The sequence below is a fragment of the Mesorhizobium sp. M7A.F.Ca.CA.004.06.1.1 genome (assembly GCF_003999135.1).
Classification (GTDB): domain Bacteria; phylum Pseudomonadota; class Alphaproteobacteria; order Rhizobiales; family Rhizobiaceae; genus Mesorhizobium.
Genome location: NZ_RZPQ01000039.1, coordinates 1 through 17505 on the forward strand (window position 1 = coordinate 1; position 17505 = coordinate 17505).

A 17505-nucleotide genomic window follows, 5' to 3' on the forward strand; every position below is an offset into this window, starting at 1 on the left:
TCGCTGCGATCATGAGCCGACCCTCCCCACAAGGGGGAGGGTGAGCAGATCTATTCGCCGGGCGGCTTGCCGGGCTCGGAGTGCATCCGGCGCACGCGGCGTACGCCCCACCAGACCAGCAGGATGGCGACAGGCACCGAAGCCGCGGTAATGATCTCCGGTGCGAAGGCATGGCCGAAGATCGAGGCACCCTTGGCGACATAGCCGACAAGGCCGACCACATAATAGGAGACGGCGGCGACCGAGAGCCCCTCGACGGTCTGCTGCAGGCGCAGTTGCAGGCGGGCGCGATTGTTCATCGAGGCAAGCAGGTCGCGGTTCTGTTTCTCGACCTCGACATCAACCCAGGTGCGCAGCAGCGTCGTGGCGCGGGTCAGTTTTCGCGACAGATTTTCCTGCCGCTCCTCGACCGAGCGGCAGGTGCGCATTGCGGGCGCCACCCGGCGCTGCAGGAACCCGCGCCATGTGTCATAGCCGGGCACAGCCTCTTCCTCGAGCGCCTCCAGCCGTTCGCCGACGATGCCGTCATAGGCACGGCTGGCGCCGAAACGGTAAAGGCTCGACGCCGCGTCCGCCTCCAACTCCGCCGCAAGTTCGGTCAGATCGGCCAGCAAGGTCTGGCTGTCGCGAGTCCCGGCGACCTTCATCTCCAGCGTGGTCTGCGCCAGCCGGTCTTCGATGCGGCGGGCACGGCCGGACAAGGTCAACGCCAGCGGCAGGCCGAGCATGGCCAGCGTCCGATAGGTTTCGATGTCGATAAGCCGCTGCGACAACGCGCCGGTACGCGCCGGGGTCAAGCCGCGATCGAGCAGCAGCATGCGCGTCAGGCCATCGCCATCCTGGCGAAAATCGGTGACGATGGCGGCGTTTCCGCGCTCGACCAGCGAGTAGCACAGGCTGGTCGGATCGAAACCGGCTATCAGCTGCTCGCTCGCTTGCGTCCATTTGCGGATTTCGAGCCTGATGCCGGAGATGCAGGTTCCCGGCGGCGAAAACCCGTTGCCGAAGGGGGAGTCCTCCTGCGCCCTGCCGCTCTCGGAAAGCGGCCCTTCCCACAAATAGGTCGAGAATTCGGTGTGCCGCTCCCAGCGCAGCGAGCCCTTGCCCCATTTCATGGCATGATGGCGGGCCTGGCGGTCGGGCGCGGCGACGCCGAGGCGCCGCGACAGTTCGGAAAGCACCGCGTGGTCGACGCCCGAGCCCCCCTCGGTCATGAAGGCGAGTTGCATCAGGACGCGTGGCTTTTCGATCAGCGGGTGCGGCCGGGCATGAACCTCGCCGAGTGCGCCAGGCCGGCCCTCATGCGCAGGAAAGCCCATGACGCTGCCCTTGGCGCGCGGCTGGAATTCGAGATCGGACGGGTCGTCTGACACGGCTTGTTCCCTGGGTTTCCTTGAACCCTCTTGCACGCGCGTCCCTCTAGTGCCAATGGCCTGATGACGCAAACAGCAAGTTAGCCGAAGATGATGGCATCGGGCGGGAAATCGGCCCGCTTTTGTCAATTGGATAAATAATTTGACCAGTTGGCGAGGCAAGCTCTATTCTACGACACCGGTTCACCTTCCAGGCATTCTGTTGAGCGACATTTTTTCCAGGATCGAGCATTCGCGCACCGCCGACGAGGTGGTGCAGCAAATCGAGAGCCTCATCCTCGAAGGCGTGCTGCGCACCGGCGACCGGCTGCCGGGCGAGCGCGAGCTTGCACGCCAGTTCGACGTATCCCGGCCGATCCTGCGTGATGCGCTGAAGTCACTGGAAGGACGCGGCCTTTTGACGACAAGGCCCGGCGGCGGCACGCATGTCGCCGATGTCATCGGCCAGCTCTTCACCAAACCGGTGACAGACCTGATCTCGATGCACCGCAAGGCAGTGACCGATTATCTGGAATATCGCCGCGAGATCGAAGGGGTCGCGGCTGAATACGCGGCACGGCGCGCCACTGCCGACGACATGGCGCTGCTCGACAAGATCATGGCACGCATGGACGATGCGCACCGGACCGGCGACTTCGACGACGAGGCCGAGATTGATGTCGAGTTCCACCACGCGATCTGCGAATGCGCGCACAACATCATCCTTTTGCACACGTTGCGCTCCTGTTACCGGCTGTTGTCGGAAGGCGTGTTCCAGAACCGGCTGCTGGTGTTCACCGTGCCAGGCGCGCGCGACGCCCTGCTGGCGCAGCACCGCGCGATCCATGCGGCGGTGAAGGCCGGCGATCCGGATGCTGCCCGGCAAGCGGCGATGGACCACATCACCTATGTCGAACGGTCGATGGCGGAAGCCGAGCGCAGCGGCGACTGGCAGCGCGTTTCGCGACTGAGGCTGAAGCAGCGGGTCGAAGCCACCGATACCGAACCTGCACGCAAACGCTCCTAGCTATCGAAACGGGAAGCCCATGAGCCAGATCCTGACCATCGCCGACCTCAAGGACCTCGCCCGCCGGCGCGTGCCGAAGATGTTCTTCGACTATGCCGATTCCGGTTCGTGGACCGAAAGCACGTATCGGGCCAACGAAGAGGATTTCCAGAAGATCAAGTTCCGCCAGCGCGTGCTCGTCGATATGGACAACCGTTCGCTGGCATCGACGATGATCGGCGAAAAAGTGTCGATGCCGGTGGCATTGGCGCCAACCGGCATGACCGGCATGCAGCACGCTAATGGCGAGATGCTGGCGGCTCAGGCGGCGGAGGAATTCGGCGTGCCGTTCACCTTGTCGACGATGAGCATCTGCTCCATCGAGGATGTCGCCTCGGTAACCACGAAGCCGTTCTGGTTTCAGCTCTATGTGCTGCGTGACAAGGAGTTCGTGCTCAACCTGATCGACAGGGCAAAGGCGGCGAAATGCTCGGCGCTCGTGCTGACGCTCGACCTGCAGATTCTCGGTCAGCGCCACAAGGACATCCGCAATGGGCTTTCGGCGCCACCCAAGCTGACGCTGACGAACATCGTCGACATGGCCATCCGCCCGCACTGGTGCGCCGCCATGGCCGGCACGAAGCGGCGGACCTTCCGCAACATTGTCGGCCACGCCAAGGGTGTCGGCAACATGGCCTCGCTGGCATCGTGGACGACGGAGCAGTTCGACCCGCATCTGTCGTGGAAGGACGTCGCCTGGATCAAGGAGCGCTGGGGCGGCAAGCTGATCCTCAAGGGCATTCTCGACAAGGAGGACGCGCTGATGGCGGCCAAGACCGGCGCCGACGCGATCATCGTTTCCAACCATGGCGGGCGCCAGCTCGATGGTGCGTCGTCGTCGATCGGCGTGCTGGAAGAGATTGCCGACGCGGTTGGCGACACGATCGAAGTGCATATGGATGGCGGCATCCGCTCCGGGCAGGATGTCCTGAAGGCGCTTTGCCTAGGTGCCAAGGGAACCTATATCGGCCGGCCATTTCTTTATGGCCTGGGGGCGCTTGGCAAGGAAGGGGTTACCAAGGCGTTGGAAATCATCCGCAAGGAGATGGACATCACGCTGGCGCTGTGCGGAAAGCGTCTTGTCACCGACATGGGCAAGGACCAGCTCCGGCGCTAAGCCCGTGACCGCGCGACCACGGAGACACCGAAAAATTGGCAGAACCCGGCATCCATTTTCTCGACGCGCATGGGCCGGAAGGTGTGCGTCTTTACGCGATCGGCGATGTCCACGGCCGGCTCGACCTGCTGGCCGCCATGCATCGGCGCATCAGGACCGAGATCGAGCAGGAGGCGCCTGCCGACTGGCGCGTCATCCATCTTGGCGACTATGTCGACCGCGGGCCGGACTCGAAGGGCGTCATCGATTTCCTGATCGAAGCGCAAGAGCGCGACCCTCGTCACCTGATGCTGGCCGGCAACCACGACATCGGTTTTCTCGACTTTCTCAAGACCCCTGACCCGGAAGGGCTTTTCATCCGGTTCGGCGGCATCCAGACGGCACACTCTTACGGCGTGGCGATCAGTGAAGGCACAAGCATGTGGTTCGGCAAGGCCGAATCGGCCGTGCGCAAAGGACATCAGGCCCTGGTCGAGGCCGTGCCGCAAAGCCACATCGACTTCCTGCGATCGCTGCCGTTCTCCGCGACTTTCGGGGACTTCTTCTTCTGTCATGCCGGCATCAGGCCGGGCAATCCTCTGGAGAAGCAAAGCCCGCAGGACCTGATCTGGATCCGCGACGTCTTCCACAACCACCCCGACCTCTATCCGAAGATCGTGGTGCACGGCCACACGCCGGTGCCGGAGGCGGAAGTGATGGCCAACCGCGTCAATGTCGACACGCTTGCCTGGCAATCAGGCATGCTGAGCGCGCTCGTCGTCGACGGCGCGGACAAACGCATCCTGACAATGACGATCAAGGAAGCTTGAGCGTCGCGCGTCGGAGGACGCGAAAGGCGCTTTCCGCCTTTAGCGCAGCGAGGCGGTGACGCCGTAACCGTCGACGGCGTTGTGGTTGTTGGCTGCGTCGGCGGCATAGATGCCGAGACCGCACAGCACGATGGCGGACAACATGGCAAAGGACAGAAGCGCTGCTTTCACGGAGGTCATCTCTTGTTGAGCTTTCTGCATCTGTGCACCAGGCGGTTACCAATGCGTTGAAACGGAGAATTCGCTTCAAAGTTTCGACGATTTTGCGCTTCTAGGCATGTTCTGTATCAACGGTGTGTCGCGCGGGTCACACAAAAGGTTCATAGCCGTTGCACAGAAGATGCAGAGCGCGCGCCTTCTAGGATGGCGGGCGGACACAAGCCAAGAATGAAACGGTTTTCCCCAGGCGGTTTCACCGCCGCGTGCCAATTATGTCACGCTGGAGGGTACGGAGAGGCCAACACTCAGATGGTCGCTACCCAGGCACGGGCAATGGCGAGGCCAGCGGCATCCGCATCGGGCCCGTTGCGGGCCATTTCGCCATCGAGCTTGCCGGCCCAGTCGGGATGGCGAGCGGCGATGGTCGGGGCAAACGACGTGCTCCAGTCCTCGACCATCGGCCGGTCGGCCTCGAAATGGAACTGGAAGCCGTAGACGGCGCGGCCGACGCGAAATGCCTGGTTCTCGGCGACATCGTTGCCGGCAAGCCGCACGGCGGCCTCAGGCAGCACGAAGGTGTCGTCATGCCACTGGAAGATCGGGAATTTCTCCGGCAGCGCGCCCAGCACCGGATCGCCCTTGGCGTCCGCCGTCAGCGATACGCCGTGCCAGCCGAACTCATTGGCGCCGCCGATGCGGTTTTCGCCGCCGAAGGCACGGGCGACGAGTTGGCTGCCCAGGCAGATGCCGAGCACGGCGCGATCCTTGTCGGCAAAGTCGCGGGTCAGTTCGAGCAGTGCCGGGAAATAGGGGTACTCATCGTCGGCCAGCGCGTTCTGGCCGCCGCCGAGCACGATCATGGCATCATGCCCGGCCGCGTCATCCGGCAGGGGATCGCCTTTGTAAGGGAGACGCAGGTCGAGATCGGCACCCGCTTCCGCAAGTGCTGCGCCGACCTGGCCGAGGCCGGTATTGTCGTAGTTCTGCACCACCAGCACCCGCATCACAAAACCCTGCTGACATGAAAAGATGCGAGGAGCGATATCATGCCGCTCGCATTGCAGCCAAGATGCGTGTCCGGAGAGAAAACTATGCCACTGCAGAACCGGGTCGATCCGTTCGGTACCATCCACGCTGTGCCCGATCGCGGCATGTTCACCGGCAATCGCGGCATCATCCACGATCCCGAGACCAAGACGCTCAAGAAGAAGCGCTGGGCGCTTCCGGCCTGGATCATCTGCGTCCGCCAATTCCGCGATGTGCGGCGCGAACCGATGGGCCGCAACCGGAAGGGCGGCAAAGCGGGCTGGACAGAACTGTTCTTCCTCGACGAGGTGACGGCATTGGCGGCCGGGCATCGCCCCTGCTTCTTTTGCCAGCGCGAACGGGCCAGGGATTTCGTCGGCCGCTTCGGCGACGCGTTCGGCATTGCCGAACCGCGCGCGCCGATGGTCGACAAGCGGCTGCACAAGGAGCGGCTGGCCTCGGGCGGCAGGCCGCCAGGGATTGCTGTTGAAGACCTTGCCGGCCTGCCGGACGGCGCCATGGTTGCGGATGGTCGCACTGTTTATGCCCTGCGTAGGGGCAAGACGCTGCGCTGGTCGTTTGCGGGATATGGCCCACCCGCAGATTTCGGCCTGCTCAAAGGCAGGACGCTGTCGCTGCTGACGCCGGCCACGACGCTCGCCGTGCTGCGGCGTGGCTTTCGGCCGGTGTGGCATCCTACCGCCGAGGCTTGACGCCGGCGGCCGGCTCGCTCATTCCTCGGCGATGCGCGCCAATTACAAGATGCAACGTCTGTTCGTGCCCGACGATCTCGCGCCGGATGTCGAGTTCGACGCTGGCCAACAGCAGAGCCACTATCTCCTGCATGTGCTGCGGCTTGGCGAAGGCGCCGAAATCCTGGTGTTCAATGGCCGCGACGGGGAGTGGTCAGCGGCCATATCAGCGAAGACGAAAAGGGCGGTGCGGCTGAAGGTGTCAGCGCTGCAGCGGCCGCAGCCGCCGCTGCCCGATCTCGTCTACTGCTTTGCGCCGTTGAAGCAGGGCCGGCTCGACTATCTCGTGCAGAAGGCGGTCGAGATGGGCGCCGGCATCCTGCAGCCGGTCATCACCCAGCACACGCAAGTGGCCAAGCCGTCGATCGATCGCCTGCGCGCCAATGTCGTCGAAGCCGCCGAACAATGCGGCATCCTGGCCGTGCCTCAGGTGCACGAAGCCGAAAAATTCGACCGTTTGCTGACCGGCTGGGACACTGAGCGACGGCTGATCTTCTGCGATGAGGATGCTTCGACCAACAATCCGCTGGCCGCGCTGCAGGCGGTCAAGGAAAAGAAGCTTGCGCTGCTGGTCGGGCCGGAGGGCGGCTTTTCCGACGACGAGCGCAAGATGCTGCGCGCCCTGCCCTTCGTCACCGCCATTCCGCTCGGCCCGCGCATCCTGCGCGCCGACACGGCGGCGGTGGCCGCGCTCGCGGTGATGCAGGCAACTGTCGGAGACTGGTGAGACGTCATCCCTTGCAAGGGACGCAGAGTTCCAGCAACGTTCAATTCCTGTTGACCTGTGGCTCAGGATTTTTCGCTTGATCGTCTGCTGACATTTCGTCCATTTACCGCCGGCGGTCATCCGGCCGCCTCTGAGGGTACCATCATGGCGCGCGATACGACCGATTTCCGCCCGATCGAAGGTGTCGACGAACTCGTCGAGCATCTGGCCGAAGGCAACAAGCCGCGCGACAAATGGCGCATCGGCACCGAGCACGAGAAATTCCCCTTCTATGTCGACGGCAATGCACCGGTCCCCTATGGCGGCGAGCGCGGCATCCGCGCCATTCTCGAAGGCATGCAGTCAAAGCTCGGCTGGGATCCGATCGTCGATGACGGCCGCATCATCGGCCTGGTCGAGCCGACCGGTCAGGGTGCGATTTCGCTGGAACCCGGCGGCCAGTTCGAGCTTTCCGGCGCACCGCTGGAAACGATCCACCAGACCTGCCGCGAGGGCAACGCCCATCTGGCGCAGGTGCGCGAGATCGCCGAGCCGATGGGCATCCGTTTCCTCGGCCTCGGCGGCAGCCCGAAATGGTCGCTGGCCGAGACGCCGAAAATGCCGAAATCGCGCTATGAGATCATGACGCGCTACATGCCCAAGGTCGGCACCAAGGGCCTCGACATGATGTACCGCACCTGCACGATCCAGGTGAATCTCGACTTCGAGAGCGAGGCCGACATGCGCCGCAAGATGCAGGTGTCGTTGAAGCTGCAGCCGCTGTCGACGGCATTGTTCGCCAATTCGCCTTTCACCGAAAGCCACCCGAACGGCTTGCAGAGCTGGCGCGGCGATATCTGGCGCGACACCGACAACCAGCGCTCGGGCCTGCTCGAATTCTGCTTCTCGCCCGATTTCGGTTTCGCCGACTATGTCGAATGGGCGCTCGACGTGCCGATGTATTTCGTCATCCGCGACGGCCGCTATCACGACATGACGCACGTCACCTTCCGTCAGTTCATGGCCGGTGCCGCGCGCAATCAGGTGCCGGACGGGCTGCCGACAATGGGCGACTGGGCGAACCATCTGTCGACGCTGTTCCCGGACGTGCGGCTGAAGCGCTTCCTTGAGATGCGCGGCGCCGATGGCGGGCCATGGCGGCGCATCTGCGCGCTGCCTGCGTTCTGGGTCGGGCTGCTCTATGATGAAGCCGCACTCGATGCCGCCGAGGCGTTGACGTCGAGCTGGACGTATGAAGAAACGCTGGCGATGCGCAACGCCGTGCCGGAACAAGGCATTTCCGCACCGTTCCGCAACACCACGCTGCGCGAGATCGCGCGTGACGTGATGGTCATTTCCCGCATGGGCCTGAAGAACCGTGGCAAGAAGAACCGCGACGGTTATGACGAGACCTCGTTCCTCAACACGCTCGACGAGGTCGTGGCGCGCGGCACAACCAGCGCCGAGGAGATGCTGTCGGCCTACCACACGCGCTGGGGCGGCTCGATCGAGCCGGTTTTCATGGAATACGCCTATTAACCCTCGGATCTGGCAAAGCTGACCGGCCGGCAAAAGTCGCTTCAATCGGAAGTGGAAACAAACTAGGGTTCTTCGGCGAGGATTTCCGGAGGAGAGACCAATGCCTTCCTTGTTCGACATGCTGACACAGGCCCAGAACGGCAACGGCATGCAGGCCCTTGCCCAGCAATACGGGCTTTCGATGCAGCAGACGCAAGCCGCGGTCGCCGCATTGCTGCCGGCCTTTTCGCAGGGGCTGCAGCGCAACACAGCCGACCCTTACGGGCTCGGCGCCTTCATGACGGCGATGGCCAGCGGCCAGCACGCCAAGTATTTCGAGGACGCAACCCGGGCCTTCTCACCGCAAGGCGTCGATGAGGGCAACGGCATTCTCGGGCACCTGTTCGGCTCGAAAGACCTGTCGCGCGCCGTGGCCAGCCAGGCGGCGCAAGCCAGCGGCGTCAATCAGCAGATCCTGCAGCAGATGCTGCCGGCGATCGCCTCGATGGTCATGGGCGGGCTGTTCAAGCAGACGACAAATCAGATGCAGGCCGCCGGCGGTTTTGGCGGCGGCAACAATCCGCTCGGCGAGATCATCGAGCAGATGATGCGGCAAGGCGGCGGCATGCAGGCCCCGGCGCCGCAGCCGCGCCAAGCGCCGCCACCCCAGAACCCGATGGACAACCCGCTCGGCAAGGTGTTGCAGGACATGTTCGGCGGCGGTGCGGCTCAGCCACAGCCGCAAAGCCAGCCGCAGCCGCAGCCCAATCCCTACGGCGACAATCCACTCGGCAAGGTGCTGCAGGACATGTTCGGCGGTGGCGCGCCTCAGCCGCAGCCGCAAGGGCGGGCGCAGCCGCAGCCTCAGCAGACACAAAGCCCCTACGGAGACAATCCGCTGGGGAAAATCTTCGAGGAGATGCTGCGGCAAGGTGGCGGTGGCTTAGGCGGCATCCCTGGCGGACAGCCGGCGCCGCAACAGCCTCAAGCGCCCCCACAGCAGCGTCAGGCACCGCAGCCACAGGCCAATCCGAGCGGCAGGCCGAAAAACCCGTTCGACGACCTGTTCGGCAAGATGTTCGAGACCGGCGCCCAGCAGCGTGACGACTACCAGAAGGGCGTGGAGACGATCTTCGACCAGTTCAAGCGCGATATGGATCGGCGGTAAGACATGATGGACAGACTTGAATATCCGGTCGTCATTGCGCCACTTTCTGCAGAGGATGGAGCCTGATCTGCCAGGCTGCGTGAGTGATGGCGACACTCCTGAAGAGGCCATCGCCAATGTCCAGGACGCCATAGCAGCCTGGATAGAGGCCGCGCATGAGCTCGGCAGATCGATACCAAGGCCATCGCGAAAGCTGGCATTCGCCTGACAGCCAAAGGAAAAGCCCGGTCCTGGGAGGACCGGGCAGAGTGCAGGCGGGCCGGGGGGATCCGGCAGGGAGTGGGAGCCTGCATACTCGTCAGTCGCGTCGAACCCCGAAAAGGTTCGCGGCAACCTAAACAACAAGCATCAGATCAGGCCACCTTGCGGGCGATGTCCTCGATCGTTTCGATGCGATCGCTGGCGATTTCGCGCAGCATCGCCGTCGGGTCGCGGCCAAACGGCACGTCGATGGCGACGTGCAGGTCGCCGCGCGTCAGGCCGATATCGGCGAGTTCGGCGTCCGACATCTCGCCAAGACGATAGAAGGCGCGGCGATTTTTCCAGGCGCGGTAGATGTTGGAGACAGTGTTGGCCACGCGAGTCGCAACGGCCGGACGCGAGGTGATGCGCGAGGTCTCGGTGGCGAAATCAAACGTGGTCATTGTCGGTCTCCTTCAGACTCGAACTGACAAAACCAGGCGATCGGCGCTGGCGACAGCGGCCGTTCCGGCTTCGATTCACATGCCTTCATGTGGACAATGCCAATTTGCCATCGGCCGATTGATTAATCCAACGAATGTTTCTAATCTTTACCATCAACACCAGTGATGGATCATGTCGATGAAATCGCCGCTCGATCTCGATCAGTTGCAAACTTTCATCTCGATTGCCGACACCGGCAGCTTCACCAGAGCGGCCGAAGAGGTGCACCGGACCCAGTCGGCGGTGTCGATGCAGATGCGCCGGCTGGAGGAGCGGCTCGGCAAGCCGCTGTTCGAAAAGGACGGGCGCACCAACAGGCTGACCGAGGAAGGCGACAAGCTGCTTTCCTATGCGCGGCGGCTGCTCTATCTCAACCGTGAGACGCTGGCTGCCTTCGACGACCGGCGGCTCGAAGGCACGATCCGCATCGGCACGCCCGACGACTATGCCGACCGTTTCCTGCCCGAGATCATGGCGCGGTTCACGCGCTCCAATCCGCGCGTCGAACTGACCGTCATCTGCGAGCCGACACCGGGGCTGGTCGAGCATATCAAGCGCGGCAATCTCGACCTCGCGCTGGTGACTCACAACGACGTACGCGGCCAGTCGGAGGTGGTGCGGCGCGAACCGCTGCTGTGGGTCACCTCGGCCAACCATGCGACGCATGAGCAGGAAACGCTGCCGATGGCCTTCGGCCGGCCGAACTGCATCTGGCGGCGCGCCGCCGTCGATGTGCTCGACCAGCAGAACCGCGACTATCGCATCCTGTTCACCAGTTTCTCGGCCACCGTCATCACCGCCGCGGTGCTTTCGGGCCTCGCGATCTCGGTGCTGCCGGAATGTGCGCTACGGCCCGGCATGCGGGTGCTGGGCGAAGCCGACGGCTTCGGCGCCCTGCCCGATTGCCGCATCGGCATCATGCGCGGCCAGACGTCGCGGCCGGAGATCGTCGATGCGCTCGCCCGCCATATTTCGGAAAGCCTGGACAACATCTCCGTGCCGGTCGGTGAAGATCCCGGGACATTCGATTTCGCGGCACTCGCCTTCACCAAGCTGCGGCGAACCAAGCCGAACCAGATTCTGCCCGGCTGGTAGGCGGGGTCAGGTATGCGGGTTATGAACGGCTGGCCCGACGCAACCGCCTTGACGCGGGCGCCCAACCGTTCCCCAATCGACCGATGAGCGAAGCAGCATCCGAATCACGCACCAACGCCGCCGAATATACGGTGAGCGAGATTTCCGGCGCGCTGAAGCGCACGGTCGAGGACGTTTTCGGCAATGTGCGGGTGCGCGGCGAAATATCAGGCTATCGCGGGCCGCATTCGTCCGGTCATGCTTATTTCGCGCTGAAGGACGACCGTGCCCGTCTCGACGCCGTGGTCTGGAAAGGCACGATGAGCCGGCTGAAATTCCGCCCCGAGGAGGGGATGGAGGTGATCGCCACCGGCAAGCTCACCACTTATCCCGGCAAGTCCAACTACCAGATCGTCATCGACAATCTGGAGCCTGCCGGCGCCGGCGCCCTGATGGCTCTGCTGGAGGAGCGCAAGCGGCGGCTACAGGCCGAGGGGCTGTTCGATGCCGGTCGCAAGCGGTTGCTGCCATTCATGCCGCGCGTCATCGGCGTCGTCACCTCGCCGACAGGGTCCGTCATCCGCGACATCATCCACCGCATCAAGGACCGCTTTCCGCTGCACATCCTGGTCTGGCCGGTGCGTGTTCAAGGCGAGACGTCAGGCGCGGAAGTGACTGCCGCGGTCAACGGCTTCAACGCGCTGGCCTGGGACGGCGCCATTCAGCGCCCCGATCTGCTGATCGTGGCGCGCGGCGGCGGCAGCCTCGAAGACCTCTGGGGCTTCAACGACGAGGCGCTCGCCCGCGCCGTTGCCGCTTCCGGCATTCCGGTGATCTCGGCTGTCGGCCACGAGACCGACTGGACGCTGATCGACCTCGTTGCCGATGTGCGGGCGCCGACGCCGACGGGTGCGGCCGAAATCGCCGTGCCGGTGAAGGCGGACCTCGAAGCGACGCTTGCCAGCCTCGGAGCGCGGCTGAAAGCGGCGGTCCTGCGCAATTTCGAACGCAAGCGGCAGGCCGTCCGTGCCGCCGCCCGGGCTCTGCCCTCGCCCGATCAATTGCTGGCGCTGCCGCGCCGGCGCCTCGATGAGGCGACATCCAGGCTCGGCCGGGGCCTGTTGGTCTCCACCGAACGCAAGCGTGCAAGGTTTTTTGCCGTAAAGCTGACACCGGCAATGCTGTCGCAGCGCATTGCCGAGGCGCGGCGCACCAACGAACGCAATCTTTTGCGAGCACAAGGGGCACTGCGCGCGTTGGCAAGAGCCCGGCGTGCGGAGCTTAACCGAGCGGCCGATCAATTGCCAAAATGTGCCAGGGCATCGCTGCAGCGGCACAAGCAGCAACTGGGCATGCTGCAAGGCCGCATCACGATCGAGCCGACGGCACGGCGGCAACGCGTGCAGAGGGATTTGCTGACAGCTTTGACGAGACGCGGCACGCAAGCAGTGGTGCTCAGGCTGGAGCGCCTGCGCGGCCGCGTCGTCCAGGCCGACAGGTTGATGGCGTCGCTGTCGCACAAGGCCGTCCTGGCGCGCGGCTTTGCGCTGGTGAGGGATGCGGATGGCGCGGTGATCAAGCAGGCTGCCGAGGTGGCGTCGGGAATGGCGCTTTCGCTCGAGTTCGCCGACGGCATCGCCGATGCGGTGGCGATCACCGGCACGGCAAAACCGAAAGCCGTGGCCAAGCCGGCGGCCAAGGCCAAGGAGCCGGGCAATCAGGGATCCCTGTTCTGAGACCATGACCGACAATCCGCATCATCTGACAACACCCTCGGGCAAACCGCGCGCGCGAAATTTCGGCATCGGCTTCGATGGGCGGCCCGGACCGTTTAACGCGATCACCGATGTGCCCGGCGTGACGGTCGGCTATGCGACGCTGATTTCGGGCGATGGCGCGCTTGTCGTCGGCGAGGGACCGGTGCGCACCGGCGTGACCGCGATCCTGCCCAGGCCGCTCGCCGACCTCGCCACGCCGGTCTTCGCCGGCATTTTCAGCCAGAACGGAAACGGCGAACTGACCGGCTCGCACATCGTCGAGGAAACCGGCGCTTTCAACTTCCCGATCACCATCACCAACACGCATTCCTGCGGTGTTTCCCGCGACGGCACGCTGCGCTGGATGCAAAGCGTGCTGCCGGCAGCGCTCGACAGCGGCTGGGGGCTGCCGGTGGCGGCGGAGACCTATGACGGCTTCCTCAACGACATCAACGGCCACCATTTGACGTCAGAGCATGTTGCGCAGGCTCTCGACGGTGCCGCCGGCGGGCCTATCGAGGAAGGCAGCGTCGGCGGCGGCACCGGCATGATCACCTTCGGCTTCAAGGCCGGCTCCGGCACGGCGTCGCGCATCGTCGAATGGCAAGGCCGTGCCTACACCGTCGGCGCCTTCGTGCAGTCTAATTTTGGAAAACGGCGCAATATCACCATTCGCGGCCTGCGCGCCGGGCCGGAGCTTCTCGAACCGGCGGTCCGCGAAGGCACACCGCGTGCTGAAAAGGGCTCGATCATTGCCGTCGCCGCCACCGACGCACCGTTCCTGCCGCATCAGATGAAGCGGCTGGCCCGACGGGTGCCGCTTGGCGTCGCCTTGACCGGCGGCTTCGGCTATCACAGTTCAGGCGACATTTTTATCGCCTTCTCGACCGCCAATGCGAGCGCGGCGCTGGCGCCATCCGGCCGCATCGCCAGCGCCGATTTTATTCCGGACACCGATATCGATCCGTTTTTCGATGCAGTGATCCAGACCGTGGAGGAAGCAATCCTCAACGCGCTGGTTGCCAATGACGATATGACCGGACGCGACGGGAATTTCGTGCCGGCGCTGCCGAAGACGTGGCTGAAGGAGAAGTTTGGCTGAAGACAAAAACGCGGGCCACAAGCCCGCGCTGGAACACGTCGCCGCTATGCGATCATTCCGCGGCTTTGATCATTCCGCGGCTTTTCCGGGGGCCTGCTGGCTTTCCTCGGCCTCGGCCGCTTCCTCAAGCCGGGATGCGATAAGTTCCTGGATATCGCCGACTTCTTCCTGGATGTCCTCCAGCGGGATGCCGACCTCGGCCGCCTCGGCGGCGCACTCCTTGGCCAGGGTTTCGGCCTGCTTGTCGATCCTTGCCTGGGAGGACTGGCAATGGACCTTTTCGCCGATCCATCCCCGCAAGAATTCGATGGCGTGTTCACTCATACTGCTGTTCCCTGGCGGCAAAGCCGGTTGGTAATCACAAACGTCGACATCCCGCAAAGGATGCATGTCCCCATTCCAGCCGAGTCGCGGTCGTCCGGCAAGCCAATGCCGTCCAAGGTCCACAGAGCCATAGGAAATCGAGGGGTCAAGAGCATTTTCTGATTCTGGAGGGGTCGGTACCGTTGGCTGGGTCACGCCCAGCGCTGCGCCACTGTTTCTATTTGCTTTTTTCCGGTTTCCGAGCCGATTTCCGTCACAATAGATGGCGCAACACACTACACATTCACAGTTGCTTCGAGGTGCTGCCCTCGGGCGCGCAGGTCGAAGCCGCCGCTATATAGTGACATCCTCCTGCAATGTCGACTCCGCTCGCCATGCTGCTTCTTTCCGCCGCGCCGAAGGCTCCGCAACGGATCAAGAGCAAGTGACGATGGACGCGAACCGGGTGGAGCAAGCCTCGGCGGAATCGCTCAGACGTGCACAGCCACCACCGCCGCGCAGTCGCCGGCCTTGACCAGCCCGGGGAAATGCCGCGCCGCCAGCATGCCCGACATTTTTGCCCGGATCTCCTGCGGGGCGATGCCGGTGCGGCCGGTGGAATGGATGCGCGCCAGCACCGAGCCTTCTTCGACGGGCTCACCGAGATCGACCATGGTTTCGATCATGCCGTCATCTTCGGCGAAGGAGAAACAATCGCCCGACGGCATGTCGAGCCACTGGGTTCGAGTCTTCTCGACCGCACCATCTACAATGCCAGCATGGCGCAGTACGTTGAGAATGCCGCGCCGCGCGATCCGCACCGTCTGCGCACGCGACGTGCCGCCGCCGCCCAGCTCGGTGCTGACGAAGACCTTGCCCATCTCCTCGGCTGCCGTGTCATACATGCCGACGGCGTCGATCTCGATCATGCGCATCGAGAACGGGGCGGCGAAGGCCGCGACCGCGTCGAAGGCTTTCTGTTCCAGCGCCTTGTCGGGCAAAGTATGCGCGGCGCAGAACGGCACGAAGTCCAGCGTCTTGCCGCCGGAATGGAAGTCGAACACGATGTCGGCGCGGGGGAGCAGCTCACGCTGGAAATAGTCGGCGATCTTCTCGGTCACCGTCCCGTCCGGCCGGCCGGGAAAGCTGCGGTTCATGTTGCCCCTGTCGATCGGCGAGGTGCGCGTGCCAGCACGGAAGGCCGGATAGTTCATGGCCGGCACGATGATCACCGTGCCGCTGACTTGCTTGGGATCGAGGGTCCTGGCGAGATCGTAGAGGGCCAGCGGCCCCTCATACTCGTCGCCATGGTTGCCGCCGGTCAGCAGCGCTGCCGGCCCGTTGCCGTTGCGGATGACGCAGATCGGGATCATAACCGAGCCCCACGCGGAATCGTCGCGGCTGTAGGGCAAGCGCAGGAAACCGTGCTGAATGCCGTCGCGGTCGAAATCGACGGTCGGCGCGATCGGCGACGGGCGGGTGCTGGACATCGGGCTCAATCCTTCACCACCAGCTTGCGCGGCACATTGGCCAGGCACTCCACACCGGTTTCGGTGATCAGGATGGACTCGGTGATCTCCAGTCCCATCGTTTCCAGCCACAGGCCGGTCATGAAATGGAAGGTCATGCCGGGCTTGAGCTCGGTGCGGTCGCCGGGACGCAGGCTCATCGTGCGCTCGCCCCAGTCCGGCGGATAGGACAGGCCGATCGAGTAGCCGGTGCGGTTGTCCTTGACGATACCGTATCGCTTGAGGACACCGAAGAAGGCGTTGGCGATGTCCTCGCAGGCGTTGCCGGGTTTCGCGGCAGCCAGCCCGGCTTCCATACCTTCCAGCGTCGCCTTCTCGGCATCGAGGAATTCCTGCGTCGGCTTGCCTAGGAAGACGGTGCGCGACAGCGGGCAGTGATAGCGGTTGTAGCAGCCGGCAATCTCGAAGAAGGTGCCCTCGCCCCGCTTCATCGCTCTGTCATCCCAGGTCAGATGCGGCGCCGAGGCATCGGCACCCGACGGCAGCAGCGGCACGATCGCCGGATAGTCGCCGCCAATACCGTCGACGCCGCGCGTGCCGGCATCATAGATTTCGGCGACGAGATCGCATTTGCGCATGCCGACCTCGATCTTGTCGAAGATGCGCTGATGCATGGCCTCGACGATGCGGGCCGCCTTGCGCATATAATCGATCTCGGTCGGGCTCTTCACCGCACGCTGCCAGTTGACAAGCGCGGTGGCATCGACAAAGCGGGCATTGGGCAGATGCTTCTGCAGCGACGCAAAGGCGGCCGCCGAGAACCAGTAATTGTCCATTTCGACGCCGACTGTCAGCTTGCCCCAGCCGCGATCCGCAAGCACGCTGGCCAAAAAATCCATCGGGTGGCGCTCGGTCGACTGCACATAGTGATCGGCATAGCCGACGATATTGTCGTGCGCGAGATAAGCGGTGCGCTTGGCGCCGTTGGCGTCCTGGCCGCGGCCGTACCAGACCGGCTCGCCCGAAGGCGGCACGATAACCGCCTGGTGCACATAGAACGACCAGCCGTCATAGCCGGTCAACCAGGCCATGTTGGAAGGATCGCTGACAACAAGAAGATCGACGCCCTTGGCCTCCATGGCCTTGCGTGTCTTGGCGAGGCGATCCGCATATTCGCCGCGCGAGAATCTCAGGTTCGGTTGCATTGTTCTTGGTCCTCGTTTGTTGGGCCTTGCGGCCGGTATCAGCTTTGAATCCAACTCGTCGTTCTTGTTTGAGCGTGATCTCTGGACAAACGGAAAACCGTTTGTCCGAGAAAACCGGTTCCCACTTTTCCGGATCATGCTCCTGCGGCCAGCATCAGCTTTCGAAGATGGCCCCGGAACCGGCCACCCGCGCACGGTCTCGAGCGAGCGTGGCGATCGCCGTGTCCTGGACGCCAGT

General features: G+C 63.8%; 19 protein-coding genes. 12 read left to right on the plus strand and 7 right to left on the minus strand.

The window, feature by feature from the left end; genetic code table 11:
* Positions 1-50: 50 nt before the first annotated feature.
* Positions 51-1373, minus strand: a complete 1323-nt coding sequence (locus tag EN906_RS04765) for a DUF3422 family protein (RefSeq protein ID WP_127272364.1) — start codon at positions 1371-1373, stop codon at positions 51-53.
* Between the two features lie 202 nt (positions 1374-1575).
* On the opposite strand from EN906_RS04765, the gene EN906_RS04770 reads away from it, so the two are divergent.
* The 3 genes from EN906_RS04770 to EN906_RS04780 are packed head-to-tail and all read left to right on the plus strand — an operon-like array spanning position 1576 to position 4344.
* Entirely contained in the window at positions 1576-2379 is an 804-nt protein-coding gene (locus EN906_RS04770; RefSeq protein WP_127267705.1) for an FCD domain-containing protein, read from the plus strand.
* A 19-nt stretch (positions 2380-2398) separates the two neighbouring features.
* Positions 2399-3535 carry an alpha-hydroxy acid oxidase gene (locus EN906_RS04775; protein ID WP_127267706.1) on the plus strand — a complete coding sequence of 379 codons (1137 nt, stop codon included), beginning with the start codon at positions 2399-2401 and terminating at the stop codon, positions 3533-3535.
* A 35-nt stretch (positions 3536-3570) separates the two neighbouring features.
* Entirely contained in the window at positions 3571-4344 is a 774-nt protein-coding gene (locus EN906_RS04780) for a metallophosphoesterase family protein (protein ID WP_127267707.1), read from the plus strand.
* A gap of 39 nt (positions 4345-4383) precedes the next feature.
* Here EN906_RS04780 and EN906_RS38780 read toward each other — a convergent pair whose 3' ends face one another.
* Both EN906_RS38780 and EN906_RS04790 read right to left on the minus strand, forming a co-directional pair.
* On the minus strand, positions 4384-4515 hold the full coding sequence (locus EN906_RS38780; RefSeq protein ID WP_013893872.1) for a hypothetical protein: 132 nt from the start codon (positions 4513-4515) through the stop codon (positions 4384-4386).
* A 293-nt stretch (positions 4516-4808) separates the two neighbouring features.
* Entirely contained in the window at positions 4809-5507 is a 699-nt protein-coding gene (locus EN906_RS04790) for a type 1 glutamine amidotransferase (RefSeq protein WP_127267708.1), read from the minus strand.
* Positions 5508-5594: 87 nt separating this feature from the next.
* On the opposite strand from EN906_RS04790, the gene EN906_RS04795 reads away from it, so the two are divergent.
* The 5 genes from EN906_RS04795 to EN906_RS04815 all read left to right on the plus strand — a co-directional run bounded on the left by EN906_RS04795 (position 5595) and on the right by EN906_RS04815 (position 9881).
* A complete protein-coding gene (locus tag EN906_RS04795; RefSeq protein WP_127267709.1) occupies positions 5595-6242 on the plus strand; it encodes a hypothetical protein in 648 nt (215 codons plus the stop codon).
* Between the two features lie 31 nt (positions 6243-6273).
* A complete protein-coding gene (locus tag EN906_RS04800) occupies positions 6274-7008 on the plus strand; it encodes a 16S rRNA (uracil(1498)-N(3))-methyltransferase (RefSeq protein WP_127267710.1) in 735 nt (244 codons plus the stop codon).
* 144 nt (positions 7009-7152) lie between these two features.
* Positions 7153-8526, plus strand: coding sequence for a glutamate--cysteine ligase (locus tag EN906_RS04805; RefSeq protein WP_127267711.1), 1374 nt, complete (start codon positions 7153-7155; stop codon positions 8524-8526).
* A gap of 100 nt (positions 8527-8626) precedes the next feature.
* A complete protein-coding gene (locus EN906_RS04810; RefSeq protein ID WP_127267712.1) occupies positions 8627-9673 on the plus strand; it encodes a DUF937 domain-containing protein in 1047 nt (348 codons plus the stop codon).
* 55 nt (positions 9674-9728) lie between these two features.
* Complete coding sequence (locus tag EN906_RS04815) at positions 9729-9881, plus strand: type II toxin-antitoxin system HicB family antitoxin (protein WP_236383376.1); 153 nt, start codon at positions 9729-9731, stop codon at positions 9879-9881.
* A 145-nt stretch (positions 9882-10026) separates the two neighbouring features.
* Here EN906_RS04815 and EN906_RS04820 read toward each other — a convergent pair whose 3' ends face one another.
* Positions 10027-10317, minus strand: coding sequence for a DUF1127 domain-containing protein (locus EN906_RS04820; protein ID WP_127267713.1), 291 nt, complete (start codon positions 10315-10317; stop codon positions 10027-10029).
* A gap of 178 nt (positions 10318-10495) precedes the next feature.
* On the opposite strand from EN906_RS04820, the gene EN906_RS04825 reads away from it, so the two are divergent.
* The 3 genes from EN906_RS04825 (at position 10496) to EN906_RS04835 (ending at position 14290) form a co-directional block, all read left to right on the plus strand.
* A complete protein-coding gene (locus EN906_RS04825; protein ID WP_063170125.1) occupies positions 10496-11452 on the plus strand; it encodes a LysR substrate-binding domain-containing protein in 957 nt (318 codons plus the stop codon).
* An 83-nt stretch (positions 11453-11535) separates the two neighbouring features.
* Entirely contained in the window at positions 11536-13167 is a 1632-nt protein-coding gene (gene xseA, locus EN906_RS04830) for an exodeoxyribonuclease VII large subunit (RefSeq protein ID WP_127272365.1), read from the plus strand.
* A 4-nt stretch (positions 13168-13171) separates the two neighbouring features.
* Positions 13172-14290, plus strand: coding sequence for a P1 family peptidase (locus EN906_RS04835; RefSeq protein WP_127273195.1), 1119 nt, complete (start codon positions 13172-13174; stop codon positions 14288-14290).
* Between the two features lie 69 nt (positions 14291-14359).
* On the opposite strand, the gene EN906_RS04840 is transcribed toward EN906_RS04835, so the two are convergent.
* The 3 genes from EN906_RS04840 to doeA form a co-directional block, all read right to left on the minus strand.
* Positions 14360-14614, minus strand: coding sequence for a DUF768 domain-containing protein (locus tag EN906_RS04840; RefSeq protein ID WP_127271474.1), 255 nt, complete (start codon positions 14612-14614; stop codon positions 14360-14362).
* 470 nt (positions 14615-15084) lie between these two features.
* Positions 15085-16083: a N(2)-acetyl-L-2,4-diaminobutanoate deacetylase DoeB gene (gene doeB / locus EN906_RS04845; RefSeq protein WP_127272431.1), complete on the minus strand. Its 999-nt coding sequence runs from the start codon at positions 16081-16083 to the stop codon at positions 15085-15087.
* 5 nt (positions 16084-16088) lie between these two features.
* Positions 16089-17267 carry an ectoine hydrolase DoeA gene (gene doeA / locus EN906_RS04850; RefSeq protein ID WP_127271633.1) on the minus strand — a complete coding sequence of 393 codons (1179 nt, stop codon included), beginning with the start codon at positions 17265-17267 and terminating at the stop codon, positions 16089-16091.
* 19 nt (positions 17268-17286) lie between these two features.
* Here doeA and EN906_RS37710 point away from each other — a divergent pair.
* Positions 17287-17505: hypothetical protein (locus tag EN906_RS37710; RefSeq protein ID WP_206529070.1), on the plus strand; the 219-nt coding region annotated here is incomplete at its 3' end.

Excerpts from the sequence above, each read along its gene's own strand:
- EN906_RS04825 (WP_063170125.1), top strand. The coding sequence starts at position 10,496 with ATGAAATCGCCGCTCGATCTCGATCAGTTGCAAACTTTCATCTCGATT.
- EN906_RS04835 (WP_127273195.1), top strand. The coding sequence starts at position 13,172 with ATGACCGACAATCCGCATCATCTGACAACACCCTCGGGCAAACCGCGC.
- doeB (WP_127272431.1), bottom strand. The coding sequence starts at position 16,083 with ATGTCCAGCACCCGCCCGTCGCCGATCGCGCCGACCGTCGATTTCGAC.
- EN906_RS04815 (WP_236383376.1), top strand. The coding sequence starts at position 9,729 with ATGGAGCCTGATCTGCCAGGCTGCGTGAGTGATGGCGACACTCCTGAA.
- EN906_RS04820 (WP_127267713.1), bottom strand. The coding sequence starts at position 10,317 with ATGACCACGTTTGATTTCGCCACCGAGACCTCGCGCATCACCTCGCGT.
- doeA (WP_127271633.1), bottom strand. The coding sequence starts at position 17,267 with ATGCAACCGAACCTGAGATTCTCGCGCGGCGAATATGCGGATCGCCTC.
- EN906_RS04800 (WP_127267710.1), top strand. The coding sequence starts at position 6,274 with ATGCGCGCCAATTACAAGATGCAACGTCTGTTCGTGCCCGACGATCTC.
- EN906_RS04810 (WP_127267712.1), top strand. The coding sequence starts at position 8,627 with ATGCCTTCCTTGTTCGACATGCTGACACAGGCCCAGAACGGCAACGGC.
- EN906_RS04775 (WP_127267706.1), top strand. The coding sequence starts at position 2,399 with ATGAGCCAGATCCTGACCATCGCCGACCTCAAGGACCTCGCCCGCCGG.
- EN906_RS04805 (WP_127267711.1), top strand. The coding sequence starts at position 7,153 with ATGGCGCGCGATACGACCGATTTCCGCCCGATCGAAGGTGTCGACGAA.
- EN906_RS04840 (WP_127271474.1), bottom strand. The coding sequence starts at position 14,614 with ATGAGTGAACACGCCATCGAATTCTTGCGGGGATGGATCGGCGAAAAG.
- EN906_RS04790 (WP_127267708.1), bottom strand. The coding sequence starts at position 5,507 with ATGCGGGTGCTGGTGGTGCAGAACTACGACAATACCGGCCTCGGCCAG.
- xseA (WP_127272365.1), top strand. The coding sequence starts at position 11,536 with ATGAGCGAAGCAGCATCCGAATCACGCACCAACGCCGCCGAATATACG.
- EN906_RS04795 (WP_127267709.1), top strand. The coding sequence starts at position 5,595 with ATGCCACTGCAGAACCGGGTCGATCCGTTCGGTACCATCCACGCTGTG.